A 12,851-nucleotide genomic window follows, 5' to 3' on the forward strand; every position below is an offset into this window, starting at 1 on the left:
CCCGCCCGCTCCCACCGGAAACGGCCGGTCCGCACCGACAACCTGTGCCTGCACCGGCACGGACTCCGCCCCCCGGGCGTCGCCGTGTGCCGTGGGTGAGCCACATTCCCGCTCCCGGTGGGCCGTAACCCCCGTGCGGCCCATGCCGTTGGAAACTGCCTCCCGCAGGGCCGCTGATCGTGCCCCTCCGCCGCGCCTGACTGTCGGTGCTCGCCAGTAGGGTGTGAGACATGGCCGACCCCTCCAGCTACCGCCCCAAACCGGGTGAGATCCCCGACTCGCCGGGGGTCTACCGGTTCCGTGACGAGCACCGCCGGGTGATCTACGTCGGAAAGGCGAAAAGCCTGCGCCAGCGCCTGGCGAACTACTTCCAGGACCTGGCGGGCCTGCACCCGCGCACCCGCTCCATGGTCACCACGGCCGCGTCCGTGGAGTGGACGGTGGTGTCCACGGAGGTCGAGGCGCTCCAGCTGGAGTACTCGTGGATCAAGGAGTACGACCCCCGGTTCAACGTCAAGTACCGCGACGACAAGAGCTACCCCTACCTCGCGGTGACGATGAACGAGGAGTACCCGCGCGTGCAGGTGATGCGCGGTCACAAGAAGAAGGGTGTCCGCTACTTCGGGCCCTACGCGCACGCGTGGGCGATCCGCGACACCGTCGACCTGCTGCTGCGCGTCTTCCCCGTGCGCACCTGCTCCGCGGGCGTGTTCAAGAACGCCGCCCGCACCGGCCGCCCCTGCCTCCTCGGCTACATCGGCAAGTGCTCGGCCCCCTGCGTGGACCGCGTCTCCGCCGAGGAGCACCGCGAACTCGCCGACGAGTTCTGCGACTTCATGACCGGCCGTACGAACACGTACATCCGCCGGCTGGAGAAGCAGATGGCGGAAGCGGCCGACGAGATGGAGTACGAGCGGGCCGCCCGGCTGCGCGACGACATCGGGGCCCTGAAGAAGGCCATGGAGAAGAACGCGGTCGTGCTCGCCGACGCGACCGACGCCGACCTGATCGCCGTCGCCGAGGACGAGCTGGAGGCGGCCGTCCAGATCTTCCACGTGCGCGGCGGACGCGTGCGCGGCCAGCGCGGCTGGGTCACCGACAAGGTGGAGGAGATCACCACCGGCGCCCTGGTCGAGCACGCCCTGCAGCAGCTGTACGGCGAGGAGACGGGCGACGCCGTCCCCAAGGAGGTCCTCGTCCCCGCCCTCCCCGACCCGGTCGAGCCGGTCCAGGAGTGGCTCACCGGCCGCCGCGGCTCCGGCGTCTCCCTGCGCATCCCGCAGCGCGGCGACAAGAAGGCCCTCATGGAGACCGTGCAGCGCAACGCCCAGCAGGCGCTCGTGCTGCACAAGACCAAGCGCGCCTCCGACCTGACCACGCGCTCGCGCGCCCTGGAGGAGATCGCCGACGCCCTCGACCTGGACAGCGCCCCGCTCAGGATCGAGTGCTACGACATCTCCCACCTCCAGGGTGACGACGTCGTGGCCTCCATGGTCGTCTTCGAGGACGGGCTGGCCCGCAAGAGCGAGTACCGCCGCTTCCAGATCAAGGGCTTCGCCGGGCAGGACGACGTCCGTTCCATGCACGAGGTCATCACCCGCCGCTTCCGGCGCTACCTCGCCGAGAAGGAGAAGACGGGGGAGTGGGCGGACGGCGAGAACGCCGGGACCCCCGAGTCCGGGACGCTCGAGACCCCTGAGTCCGGGACGCTCGAGACCCCCGAGACCGATGGCAACGGCGAGATCGTCGGGACCGGCCTCACCGAGGACGACGGCCGCCCCAAGAAGTTCGCCTACCCGCCCCAGCTCGTGGTCGTCGACGGCGGCGCCCCACAGGTCGCGGCCGCCCGGCGCGCCATGGACGAGCTCGGCATCGACGACATCGCCGTGTGCGGCCTCGCCAAGCGCCTGGAGGAGGTCTGGCTGCCCGGCGACGACGACCCGGTCGTCCTGCCTCGCACCAGCGAAGGCCTGTACCTGCTCCAGCGCGTTCGTGACGAGGCGCACAGGTTCGCGATCAGCTATCAGCGCACCAAGCGGTCCAAGCGCTTCCGCTCCAGCCCCCTGGACGACGTCCCCGGCCTCGGGGACACGCGCAAGCAGGCACTTCTGAAGCACTTCGGATCGTTGAAGAAACTGCGATCCGCCACGATCGACCAGATCTGCGAGGTCCCCGGCATAGGCCGCAAGACGGCCGAGACGATCGCCGTGGCCCTCGCCCGCTCGGCCCCGGCCGCACCCGCCGTCAACACGGCGACCGGAGAGATCATGGAAGAGGAACCGGGCACCATGGGTTCCAGTGGGGAACCCGTGACGACGGGAGCCCCGGACGAACGACGGGGGCAGGAGACATGAATGTGAACGAGCACGACAGCCGCACAGAGCACGCCGGAGACGGAGCACAGGTGAGTACGGGCACGCCCAACGACAAGACCCAGGTCCCGGACGCGGCCATCCCCGAGCTGGTGATCATCTCCGGCATGTCCGGAGCCGGGCGCTCCACGGCCGCGAAGTGCCTGGAGGACCTCGGCTGGTTCGTCGTCGACAACCTGCCGCCCGCGCTGATCCCCACCATGGTGGAGCTCGGCGCCCGCTCCCAGGGCAACGTGGCGAGGATCGCCGTCGTCGTCGACGTCCGCGGCCGCCGCTTCTTCGACAACCTCCGCGAGTCCCTCGCCGACCTGGAGGCGAAGAACGTCACACGGCGGATCGTCTTCCTGGAGTCCTCCGACGAGGCCCTGGTCCGCCGCTTCGAGTCGGTGCGCCGCCCGCACCCCCTGCAGGGCGACGGCCGCATCGTGGACGGCATCGCCGCCGAACGCGAGCTGCTGCGCGAGCTGCGCGGCGACGCCGACCTGGTGATCGACACCTCCAGCCTGAACGTCCACGAGCTGCGCGCCAAGATGGACGCCCAGTTCGCCGGCGAGGAGGAGCCGGAGCTGCGGGCGACGGTCATGTCGTTCGGCTACAAGTACGGCCTGCCGGTCGACGCCGACCTCGTCGTCGACTGCCGCTTCCTGCCGAACCCGCACTGGGTCCCGGAGCTGCGCCCCTTCACGGGCCTCAACGAGGAGGTCTCCGGCTACGTCTTCAACCAGCCCGGCGCCAAGGAGTTCCTCGACCGCTACACCGAGCTCCTCCAGCTCGTCGCCACCGGCTACCGCCGTGAGGGCAAGCGCTACGTGACCATCGCCGTGGGCTGCACGGGCGGCAAGCACCGCTCGGTCGCCATGTCGGAGAAGCTCGCCGCCCGGCTCGCCGCCGAGGGCGTGGAGACGGTGGTCGTACACCGGGACATGGGACGCGAATGACACGACGTACACCCCGGCTGAGCCGGCTGCGCCGGGTGGTGCCCGAAGGCAACGGCGACAAGGGCACCACCGGCCAAAAGAGCAGCCGGCCCGCCGAGGCCCGGGGCGGCAGGCCGCGCCGCCGGGGCACCCAGCCCAAGGTCGTCGCCCTCGGCGGCGGTATGGGCCTGTCCGCCTCGCTCGCCGCGCTGCGCCGGATCACCGGCGACCTCACCGCCGTCGTCACCGTGGCCGACGACGGCGGCTCCAGCGGGCGGCTGCGCGACGAGCTGGGCGTGCTGCCGCCCGGCGACCTGCGCAAAGCTCTGGCCGCGCTGTGCGGTGACGACGACTGGGGCCAGACCTGGGCCCGGGTCATCCAGCACCGCTTCCAGTCCCAGGGCGACCTGCACGAACACGCGGTCGGAAACCTGCTGATCGTCGCCCTGTGGGAACAGCTCGGCGACCATGTCCAGGCCCTCGACCTGGTCGGACGGCTGCTGGGTGCCCAGGGCCGGGTGCTGCCGATGTCCGCCGTGCCGCTGGAGCTCCAGGCCCTGGTCAAGGGCCATGACCCGGAGCGCCCCGACGAGGTCGACACGGTCCGCGGCCAGGCGACCGTCGCCCTCACCCCGGGCGAGGTGCAGTCCGTGCACCTCGTGCCGAACGATCCGCCGGCCGTGCCCGAGGCCGTCGAGGCCGTCCTGGACGCTGACTGGGTGGTGCTCGGCCCCGGCTCCTGGTTCTCCTCGGTCATCCCGCACCTGCTCGTGCCCGAGCTGCTGGACGCGCTCACGCAGACGAAGGCCCGCCGGGTACTCTCCCTGAACCTCGCGCCGCAACCCGGAGAAACCGAGGGCTTCTCCCCGCAGCGTCATTTGGAGGTTTTGGGACGACACGCCCCTAAACTCGCCCTGGACGTGGTGCTGGCCGACGAGGCCGCCGTGCCCGACCGTGACTCCCTGACCGATGCCGCCAAGCGGTTCGGAGCCGCGGTCGAGCTGGCGCCGGTGGCCAGACCCGACGGGACCCCGAGGCACGACCCGGAGCTGTTGGCCGCCGCGTACGACCGTATTTTTCGGATGCATGGAAGGATCGGCCCATGGCGATGACGGCAGCGGTGAAGGATGAGATCTCCCGGCTCCCCGTCACCCGGACCTGCTGCAGAAAGGCGGAGGTCTCCGCCATTCTGCGGTTCGCCGGCGGCCTCCACCTGGTGAGCGGTCGGATCGTGATCGAGGCGGAGCTGGACACGGCCATGGCGGCCCGCCGGCTCAAGCGGGACATCCTGGAGATCTTCGGCCACGGCTCCGAGCTGATCGTGATGGCTCCGGGCGGGCTGCGCCGCGGCTCGCGCTACGTGGTGCGAGTGGTGGCGGGCGGCGACCAGCTGGCCCGCCAGACCGGCCTGGTCGACGGGCGGGGCCGCCCGATCCGCGGCCTGCCCCCGCAGGTGGTCTCGGGGGCCACCTGCGATGCCGAGGCCGCCTGGCGTGGCGCGTTCCTGGCGCACGGCTCGCTCACCGAGCCGGGCCGCTCGTCCTCCCTGGAGGTGACCTGCCCGGGCCCCGAGGCCGCGCTCGCCCTGGTCGGCGCCGCTCGCCGGCTGTCGATCGCCGCCAAGGCCCGCGAAGTGCGCGGCGTGGACCGGGTCGTCGTCCGCGACGGTGACGCGATCGGCGCGCTGCTGACACGCCTGGGCGCACACGAGTCGGTGCTGGCCTGGGAGGAGCGCCGGATGCGCCGCGAGGTGCGCGCCACGGCGAACCGGCTCGCCAACTTCGACGACGCCAACCTGCGCCGCTCGGCCCGCGCGGCCGTCGCCGCCGGGGCACGGGTGCAGCGCGCCTTGGAGATCCTCGCCGACGACGTACCCGAGCACCTCGCCGCCGCCGGCCGGCTGCGCATGGAGCACAAGCAGGCCTCACTGGAGGAACTGGGCGCGCTCGCCGACCCGCCGCTGACCAAGGACGCCGTCGCCGGCCGGATCCGCCGCCTGCTGGCCATGGCCGACAAGCGTGCCTCCGACCTCGGCATCCCGGGCACGGAGGCCAACCTCGGCGAGGAGCTGGCCGACAACCTGGTCGGCTGACCCCACGTCACGTCAAAAAGCCGGTTCCGGCGCCCATTTGGGTGACCGGCACCGGCTTTCGCGTGTCGCTGAGGCACCCTTGACTCGATCATGCTCTGTCATGAGCCTGGCATCTGTTCGCTGCTGTGGCGGACCCACGCTAGGGGGGTTCATGAGACGAAGAGCGAGATCGATCCTCGCTGTCGGCGCGCTCCTGATCGGTGGAGCGAGCTTCGCACCCATCGCCCAGGCACAACCGGAGAGCTCGACCCCGTCCGACCCGGAGGAAGTCAAGGTCTTCCGCGCCGACGTCACCCAGAAGCAGGTACCCCTGCTGCTGGCGGCCGGCCAGGACGGTCACGAACTGAGTGAGCGGGTGCCCGAGAAGGGCACCGCGACCGTCGAGGTCTACCTGACGGACCAGCAGGCGAAGAAGCTGGAGAAACAGGGCGTCGACCTCACCGAGCACCAGCTCTCCACGCGGGCCGCGGCCCGCGTGGAGAGCGCCGCCGAGGGCGTGTTCCGCCCGTACAGCGGCAAGGGCGGCCTGCGGGAGGAACTCCTGCGCACCGCCCAGGAGAACCCGGACCTCACCAAGGTCGTCTCCATCGGCAAGACGATCAAGGGCCAGGACATCCTCGCGCTGAAGCTCACCAAGGGCGCGAAGAAGACGAAGGACGGCTCCAAGCCCTCGGTCCTCTACATGTCCAACCAGCACGCGCGCGAGTGGATCACGCCGGAGATGACCCGGCGTCTGATGCACCACTACCTGGACAATTACAAGAAGGACCGGCGCGTCAAGAAGATCGTCGACTCCACCGAGCTGTGGTTCCTGCTGTCGGCCAACCCCGACGGCTACGACTACACCTTCGCGGACCCCGCCAACCGCCAGTGGCGCAAGAACCTGCGGGACGTCAACGGCGACGGTGCCATCACCACCGGCGACGGCGTCGACCTCAACCGCAACTTCGCCTACAAATGGGGCTACGACGACGAGGGCTCGTCCCCGAACCCCACCGGCCAGACCTACCGCGGCGCGGGCCCGAACTCCGAGCCGGAGACCCAGGCCCTGGACGCCTTCCAGAAGCGGATCGGCTTCACGTACGGCATCAACTACCACTCCGCCGCCGAACTCATCCTCTACGGAGTCGGCTGGCAGGTGGCCACGCACACCCCGGACGACGTCCTGTACGAGGCGCTCGCCGGCACCCCTGACAACTCCGCGATCCCCGGCTACCACCCGCAGCTCTCCTCCGAGCTGTACACCACCAACGGTGAAGCGGACGGCCACGCGGCCAACGTCAACGGCCTGGCGATGTTCACCCCCGAGATGTCGACCTGCCAGACGGTCTCGGACCTGGACCCGAACGACGAGTGGAAGGCCTCCGACTGCCAGTCGGTCTTCACCTTCCCGGACGACGAGAAGCTGATCCAGCAGGAGTTCGCCAAGAACGTCCCGTTCGCGCTCTCCGTCGCCGAGTCCGCCGGCCACCCCGACCGGCCGTCATCGGCGGTCGGCCTGAGCGCCGCCGACTTCACCCCGGCCGCGTTCACCACGTCGTACTCCCGCGGCGCCGACCAGGAGGTCTCCGTCGTCGTCCGGAAGTCGGTGCGCGACAAGGAGCTCAAGTACCGCGTCAACGGCGGCCGCACCTGGGACATGTCGCTCAGGCCCTGGAAGGGCGGCGAGACCTACGGCGGTGAGGACAACCTCTACTTCGACGAGTACCGGGCGAAGGTCAAGGACGGCGAGCCGGGCGACAAGGTCGAAGTGTGGTTCACCGGCGAGGCGAAGAACGGCAAGAAGCTCTCCAGTGAGCGCTTCACCTACACCGTCGCCGAGCGGCCCCGGGCGAACACCCTCGTGGTCGCCGAGGAGGGTGTCGCCGCCACGCAGGCGCAGACGTACGTGGACGCGCTCAAGGCGAGCGGCCGCAAGGCGGTCGTCTGGGACGTGGCCAAGCAGGGGGCACCGGACGCGCTGGGCGTGCTGGGCCACTTCGACACCGTCGTCCACTACACGGGGGCGAGCGTCCCCGGTAACGCCACCCAGCTCCAGCTGCGGGCCTACCTCAACGAGGGCGGCCGGCTGGTCGAGGCCGGTGAGCAGGCAGGCGGCAACGTCGACCTCGGCGGCGGCGTGCTGTCGAACGACTTCAGCCAGTACTACCTGGGCGCGTACACCCGCACCGCCACCCCCGGGGCCACCGGCTTCACCGGCTCCGGCGACCTGAGCGGCGTCACCAGCACGCTGGGCGCCGCCCCGGGCAACCCGCTGGACAAGGCGGGCACCTACGGTGTCACCTCCGACGAACTGCGCATCGACACCTTCCCGCAGTTCGCGAGCAAGGGCGCCGGGCAGTTCGCCGGCACGGCCAGCCCGTACGGCCCGTACGCGGGCACCTCGATGGCCGCCGCCGTCCACACCGACGACGCCTACAAGCGGCTCACCCGCACCGTGGACCTCACCGGTACCACCGCGGCCCAGCAGCCGACCCTGCGCACCCAGCTCCTCTGGGACACCGAGCCCGGCTACGACCACGCCATCATCGAGGCCCGCACCACGGGCGGCGACGACTGGACGACCCTTCCCGAGGCGGGCGGCGCCACCAGGACCGCCGTGCCGACGGAGTGCCAGGGCGGCTTCTACGTGGGCGAGCACCCCCAGCTGAAGCACTACCTGACCGTGGCGGCCGACGGCTGCACCGCGACCGGCACCACCGGCACGTGGAACAGCCTCACCGGCGCCTCCAACGGCTGGCAGCAGGTGAACTTCGACCTGAGCGCCTACGCCGGCAAGACGGTCGAGCTCTCCATCAGCTACGTCACCGACCCGGGCAGCGGCGGGCACGGCGTCCTCGCCGACGACGCCTCGCTCGTCGTCGGCGGCACGGCGAAGGAGACCGAGGGCTTCGAGACCTCGCTCGGCCCCTGGAAGGTGACCGGACCGCCCGCGGGCAGCCCGGCCGTCCTCAAGGACTGGGCCCGCACCGGCGCCCTGTTCCAGACGTACGGCGCGGTCACCACGGACGACACCGTGCTGCTGGGCTTCGGTCTGGAGCACGTCACCGCCGCGGCCGACCGGGCGGCGCTGATGAGGAAGGCACTCGCTTCTCTCGACGGGTGAGTTCCCTGGTCAACAGGGAACCCGTGAGGTAGCGAAATCGAGTGATCTTGCTCGCGGCGTGGGCGGTCCGTACCCCTACTGGCGGGTACGGACCGCCCTGCTGTGTATGAGGCATCTGGATGTCACCACCAGCCCTTCAGGGAGGTAGGGTCGTAGGCGGTCGGGGACATCCCAAACAGAGCTCGCCGGCACTTCATGGCCGGCGTACCAACGAGGAGATCGGTTCGTGACGATCCGCGTAGGCATCAACGGCTTCGGCCGCATCGGTCGTAACTACTTCCGCGCGCTCCTGGAGCAGGGTGCAGACATCGAGATCGTGGCTGTCAACGACCTGGGTGACACCGCGACCACCGCCCACCTGCTGAAGTACGACACGATCCTGGGCCGCCTCAAGCAGGAGGTCACCCACACCGCCGACACGATCACGGTCGACGGCAAGACCATCAAGGTTTTGGCCGAGCGCAACCCCGCGGACATCCCGTGGGGCGAGCTGGGCGTCGACATCGTCATCGAGTCGACCGGCATCTTCACCAAGAAGGCCGACGCCGAGAAGCACATCGCCGGTGGCGCGAAGAAGGTCCTCATCTCGGCTCCGGCCAAGGACGAGGACGTCACCATCGTCATGGGCGTCAACCAGGACAAGTACGACCCGGCGAACCACCACGTCATCTCCAACGCCTCCTGCACCACCAACTGCGTGGCGCCGATGGCGAAGGTCCTCGACGAGAACTTCGGCATCGTCAAGGGCCTGATGACGACGGTGCACGCGTACACCAACGACCAGCGCATCCTGGACTTCCCGCACAAGGACCTGCGCCGCGCGCGTGCCGCCGCCGAGAACATCATCCCGACCACCACGGGCGCCGCCAAGGCCACCGCGCTGGTCCTGCCGCAGCTCAAGGGCAAGCTGGACGGCATCGCGATGCGCGTCCCGGTCCCGACCGGCTCGGTCACCGACCTGGTCCTGGAGCTCGGGCGCGAGGTCACCAAGGAAGAGGTCAACGCCGCCTTCCAGAAGGCCGCGGAGGGCGAGCTCAAGGGCATCCTGGAGTACACCGAGGACCCGATCGTCTCCTCCGACATCGTGAACGCCCCGGCGTCCTGCACCTTCGACTCCTCCCTGACCATGGTCCAGGAGGGCAAGAACGTGAAGGTCATCGGCTGGTACGACAACGAGTGGGGCTACTCCAACCGCCTCGTGGACCTTACGGTCTTCGTCGGCAACCAGCTCTGATCAACCCAGCAGGCACGTCCATGTGAGAGCAGGGCTCGGGCGGCGCGAGGACGCGCCGTCCGAGCCCTGACTCACGTACAGATCAGAGTTGTTCGAACACGAGCACTTACGAGCGATCACGAGCTCTTTCAGGAGTCCCCTTCATGAAGACGATCGACGAACTCCTCTCCGAAGGAGTGGCGGGCAAGCGGGTCTTCGTCCGCGCCGACCTGAACGTGCCGCTGGACGGCACGCGCATCACCGACGACGGCCGCATCCGCGCCGTGCTGCCCACGGTCAAGGCCCTCGCCGACGCGGGTGCCCGGGTCGTCGTCGCCTCCCACCTGGGCCGCCCCAAGGGCGCCCCGGACCCGGCCTTCTCCCTCGCCCCCGCCGCCGCGCGCCTCGGTGAGCTCCTCGGTTCGGACGTGGCCTTCGCGACCGACACGGTCGGCGAGTCCGCCCGGGCCACCGTCGCCGGCCTCTCCGACGGCCAGGTCGCCGTCGTCGAGAACCTGCGCTTCAACGCCGGTGAGACGAGCAAGGACGACGCCGAGCGCGGTGCTTTCGCCGACCGGCTCGCCGCCCTCGCGGACGTCTACGTCGGCGACGGCTTCGGCGCGGTGCACCGTAAGCACGCCTCGGTCTTCGACCTTCCGGCCCGCCTGCCGCACTACGCCGGCCACCTCATCGCCACCGAGGTCGGCGTCCTGAAGAAGCTCACCGACGACGTCAAGCGGCCCTACGCCGTCGTCCTGGGCGGCGCCAAGGTGTCCGACAAGCTCGCCGTCATCGACCAGCTGCTCGGCAAGGCCGACCGCCTGCTCATCGGCGGCGGCATGGTCTTCACCTTCCTCAAGGCCAAGGGCCACGAGATCGGCTCGTCCCTGGTCCAGGAAGACCAGCTCCCGGTGGTCCGGGAGTACATCGAGCGCGCCGAGAAGAGCGGCGTCGAGCTGGTCCTGCCCGTGGACGTCGTGGTCGCGCCGGAGTTCCCGGATCTCAAGACCAAGGCCCCGGGCCGGCCCAGCACGGTCGCCGCGGACGCCATGCCGGCCGGCCAGATGGGCCTGGACATCGGCCCCGAGTCCCGCAAGCTGTACGCCTCGAAGATCGCCGACGCGGCCACCGTCTTCTGGAACGGCCCCATGGGCGTCTTCGAGCACCCCGATTTCGCCGAGGGCACCAAGGCCGTAGCCCAGGCTCTCCTCGACTCGAAGGCCTTCACGGTGGTCGGCGGTGGCGACTCCGCCGCCGCCGTCCGCATCCTGGGCTTCGACGAGAACGCATTCGGCCACATCTCGACCGGTGGCGGCGCCTCCCTCGAATACCTCGAGGGCAAGACGCTCCCCGGCCTCGCCGCACTGGAGGACTGACCCCATATGAGCACGCGCACGCCGCTGATGGCGGGCAACTGGAAGATGAACCTCAACCACCTCGAGGCCATCGCGCACGTCCAGAAGCTCGCCTTCGCCCTGGCCGACAAGGACTACGAGGCCGTCGAGGTCGCCGTCCTGCCGCCGTTCACCGACCTGCGCTCCGTGCAGACCCTGGTCGACGGCGACAAGCTCAAGATCAAGTACGGCGCACAGGACATCTCGGCGCACGACAGCGGTGCCTTCACCGGCGAGATCTCCGGCCCCATGCTGGCCAAGCTGAAGTGCACGTACGTCGCCATCGGCCACAGCGAGCGCCGCCAGTACCACGCCGAGACCGACGAGCTGGTGAACGCCAAGGTCAAGGCCGCGTACAAGCACGGCCTGACCCCGATCCTGTGCGTCGGCGAGGAGCTCGAGGTCCGCGAGGCGGGCAACCACGTCTCCCATACCCTCGCCCAGGTCGAGGGCGGTCTGAAGGACCTCCCCGCCGAGCAGGCCGAGACCGTCGTGATCGCCTACGAGCCCGTCTGGGCCATCGGCACCGGCAAGGTCTGCGGCGCCGAGGACGCCCAGGAGGTCTGCGCGGCGATCCGCGGCAAGATCGCCGAACTGTACTCGCAGGACCTGGCCGACAAGGTCCGCATCCAGTACGGCGGCTCGGTCAAGGCCGGCAACGTCGCGGAGATCATGGCCCAGGCCGACATCGACGGCGCCCTGGTCGGCGGCGCCTCGCTGGACGCCGACGAGTTCGTCAAGATCGTGCGCTTCCGCGACCAGTGAGTAGGCGGTAGCGGCGTTCCGTCGTACCCTTGCGGGGTCCAGCACTGTGCTGGACCCCGCGTCGTCCATCCGCATCCGAGGAAGTTGGTCCAGTCGTGGTTCTGGGGTTCTCCATCGCCCTGATCGTCTTCAGCCTGCTGCTGATGCTGCTGGTGCTGATGCACAAGGGGAAGGGCGGCGGCCTCTCCGACATGTTCGGCGGCGGCATGCAGTCCTCCGTCGGCGGCTCCTCGGTCGCCGAGCGCAACCTCGACCGGATCACCGTCGTGATCGGTCTGCTGTGGTTCGCGTGCATCGTCGTGCTCGGCATCCTGATGAAGGTGAACAACTGACCGAGCCGCAATCCGCACGGAACTCGTACGTAGGGCCCCATGTCCGGTACGCGCAGCTGAGCGCGGCCTATCATGGGGCTTGCGTCTAGGTGTGAGGGTTGTAACTCCAATCACTGGACGCGCGTTGGGCCTTACGTAGACTGAGGCGCTCGCGGCGAAGCGGAACGCCGACTCGCTTCGCGGCACCATCACGCAGGGAGTTACGACCGTGGCAAGTGGCAACGCGATCCGGGGAAGCCGGGTCGGGGCGGGGCCGATGGGCGAGGCCGAGCGCGGCGAGTCCGCGCCGCGGCTGCGCATCTCCTTCTGGTGCTCCAACGGACACGAGACCCAGCCGAGCTTCGCCAGCGACGCGCAGGTGCCCGACACCTGGGACTGTCCCCGCTGCGGCTTCCCGGCGGGCCAGGACCGGGACAACCCGCCGGACCCGCCGCGCACCGAGCCCTACAAGACCCACCTGGCGTATGTGCGGGAGCGGCGCAGCGACGCGGACGGCGAGGCGATCCTCGCCGAGGCGCTCGCCAAACTGCGGGGCGAGATCTAGAAGTCGAGACCGGCCGGGCACCAGCGGGTGCCCGGCCGGAACTGCCTCGTCGGGCACCAGCGTGCCCGGCCGGTCCCCACTTCTCCGGCACCAGCGGGGGTTCGGCCATCAGCGCC

10 protein-coding genes are annotated in these 12,851 nt (G+C 69.9%); all 10 read left to right on the plus strand.

The annotated features are described in order from the left end of the window. Positions 1-230 precede the first annotated feature (230 nt). The 10 genes from uvrC to ACFY5B_RS16830 all read left to right on the plus strand — a co-directional run bounded on the left by uvrC (position 231) and on the right by ACFY5B_RS16830 (position 12,735). Positions 231-2,354: an excinuclease ABC subunit UvrC gene (uvrC, locus tag ACFY5B_RS16785; protein WP_389969596.1), complete on the plus strand. Its 2,124-nt coding sequence runs from the start codon at positions 231-233 to the stop codon at positions 2,352-2,354. Continuing rightward, a complete protein-coding gene (gene rapZ / locus ACFY5B_RS16790) occupies positions 2,351-3,310 on the plus strand; it encodes an RNase adapter RapZ (RefSeq protein ID WP_389969598.1) in 960 nt (319 codons plus the stop codon). The genes uvrC and rapZ overlap by 4 nt, the downstream gene beginning before the upstream one ends. After that, a complete protein-coding gene (gene yvcK, locus ACFY5B_RS16795; RefSeq protein WP_389969600.1) occupies positions 3,307-4,401 on the plus strand; it encodes a uridine diphosphate-N-acetylglucosamine-binding protein YvcK in 1,095 nt (364 codons plus the stop codon). Before rapZ ends, yvcK begins: the two co-directional genes overlap by 4 nt. Then, positions 4,392-5,381, plus strand: a complete 990-nt coding sequence (gene whiA / locus ACFY5B_RS16800; RefSeq protein WP_389969602.1) for a DNA-binding protein WhiA — start codon at positions 4,392-4,394, stop codon at positions 5,379-5,381. The genes yvcK and whiA overlap by 10 nt, the downstream gene beginning before the upstream one ends. A gap of 151 nt (positions 5,382-5,532) precedes the next feature. Continuing rightward, entirely contained in the window at positions 5,533-8,487 is a 2,955-nt protein-coding gene (locus ACFY5B_RS16805; RefSeq protein WP_389969604.1) for a M14 family zinc carboxypeptidase, read from the plus strand. Positions 8,488-8,713: 226 nt separating this feature from the next. Continuing rightward, positions 8,714-9,721, plus strand: a complete 1,008-nt coding sequence (gap, locus tag ACFY5B_RS16810) for a type I glyceraldehyde-3-phosphate dehydrogenase (RefSeq protein ID WP_389969606.1) — start codon at positions 8,714-8,716, stop codon at positions 9,719-9,721. Between the two features lie 143 nt (positions 9,722-9,864). After that, a complete protein-coding gene (locus tag ACFY5B_RS16815) occupies positions 9,865-11,076 on the plus strand; it encodes a phosphoglycerate kinase (RefSeq protein ID WP_389969608.1) in 1,212 nt (403 codons plus the stop codon). A gap of 6 nt (positions 11,077-11,082) precedes the next feature. Beyond that, the gene (gene tpiA / locus ACFY5B_RS16820) at positions 11,083-11,859 is read left to right on the plus strand and encodes a triose-phosphate isomerase (protein ID WP_033310745.1); all 777 of its coding nucleotides are present in this window, start codon (positions 11,083-11,085) and stop codon (positions 11,857-11,859) included. Positions 11,860-11,954: 95 nt separating this feature from the next. Next, complete coding sequence (gene secG, locus ACFY5B_RS16825) at positions 11,955-12,191, plus strand: preprotein translocase subunit SecG (RefSeq protein WP_094052663.1); 237 nt, start codon at positions 11,955-11,957, stop codon at positions 12,189-12,191. A 208-nt stretch (positions 12,192-12,399) separates the two neighbouring features. Beyond that, on the plus strand, positions 12,400-12,735 hold the full coding sequence (locus ACFY5B_RS16830; protein WP_003957010.1) for an RNA polymerase-binding protein RbpA: 336 nt from the start codon (positions 12,400-12,402) through the stop codon (positions 12,733-12,735). The last annotated feature ends 116 nt before the right edge of the window (positions 12,736-12,851 follow it).

The sequence above is a fragment of the Streptomyces sp. NPDC013187 genome, assembly GCF_042899705.1.
Taxonomy (GTDB): Bacteria; Actinomycetota; Actinomycetes; order Streptomycetales; family Streptomycetaceae; genus Streptomyces; species Streptomyces hawaiiensis_A.

What these genes read in the sequence shown, in the direction of transcription:
- tpiA (WP_033310745.1), top strand. Translation starts at nt 11,083, where the DNA reads ATGAGCACGCGCACGCCGCTGATGGCGGGCAACTGGAAGATGAACCTC.
- ACFY5B_RS16805 (WP_389969604.1), top strand. Translation starts at nt 5,533, where the DNA reads ATGAGACGAAGAGCGAGATCGATCCTCGCTGTCGGCGCGCTCCTGATC.
- ACFY5B_RS16815 (WP_389969608.1), top strand. Translation starts at nt 9,865, where the DNA reads ATGAAGACGATCGACGAACTCCTCTCCGAAGGAGTGGCGGGCAAGCGG.
- whiA (WP_389969602.1), top strand. Translation starts at nt 4,392, where the DNA reads ATGGCGATGACGGCAGCGGTGAAGGATGAGATCTCCCGGCTCCCCGTC.
- yvcK (WP_389969600.1), top strand. Translation starts at nt 3,307, where the DNA reads ATGACACGACGTACACCCCGGCTGAGCCGGCTGCGCCGGGTGGTGCCC.
- uvrC (WP_389969596.1), top strand. Translation starts at nt 231, where the DNA reads ATGGCCGACCCCTCCAGCTACCGCCCCAAACCGGGTGAGATCCCCGAC.
- rapZ (WP_389969598.1), top strand. Translation starts at nt 2,351, where the DNA reads ATGAATGTGAACGAGCACGACAGCCGCACAGAGCACGCCGGAGACGGA.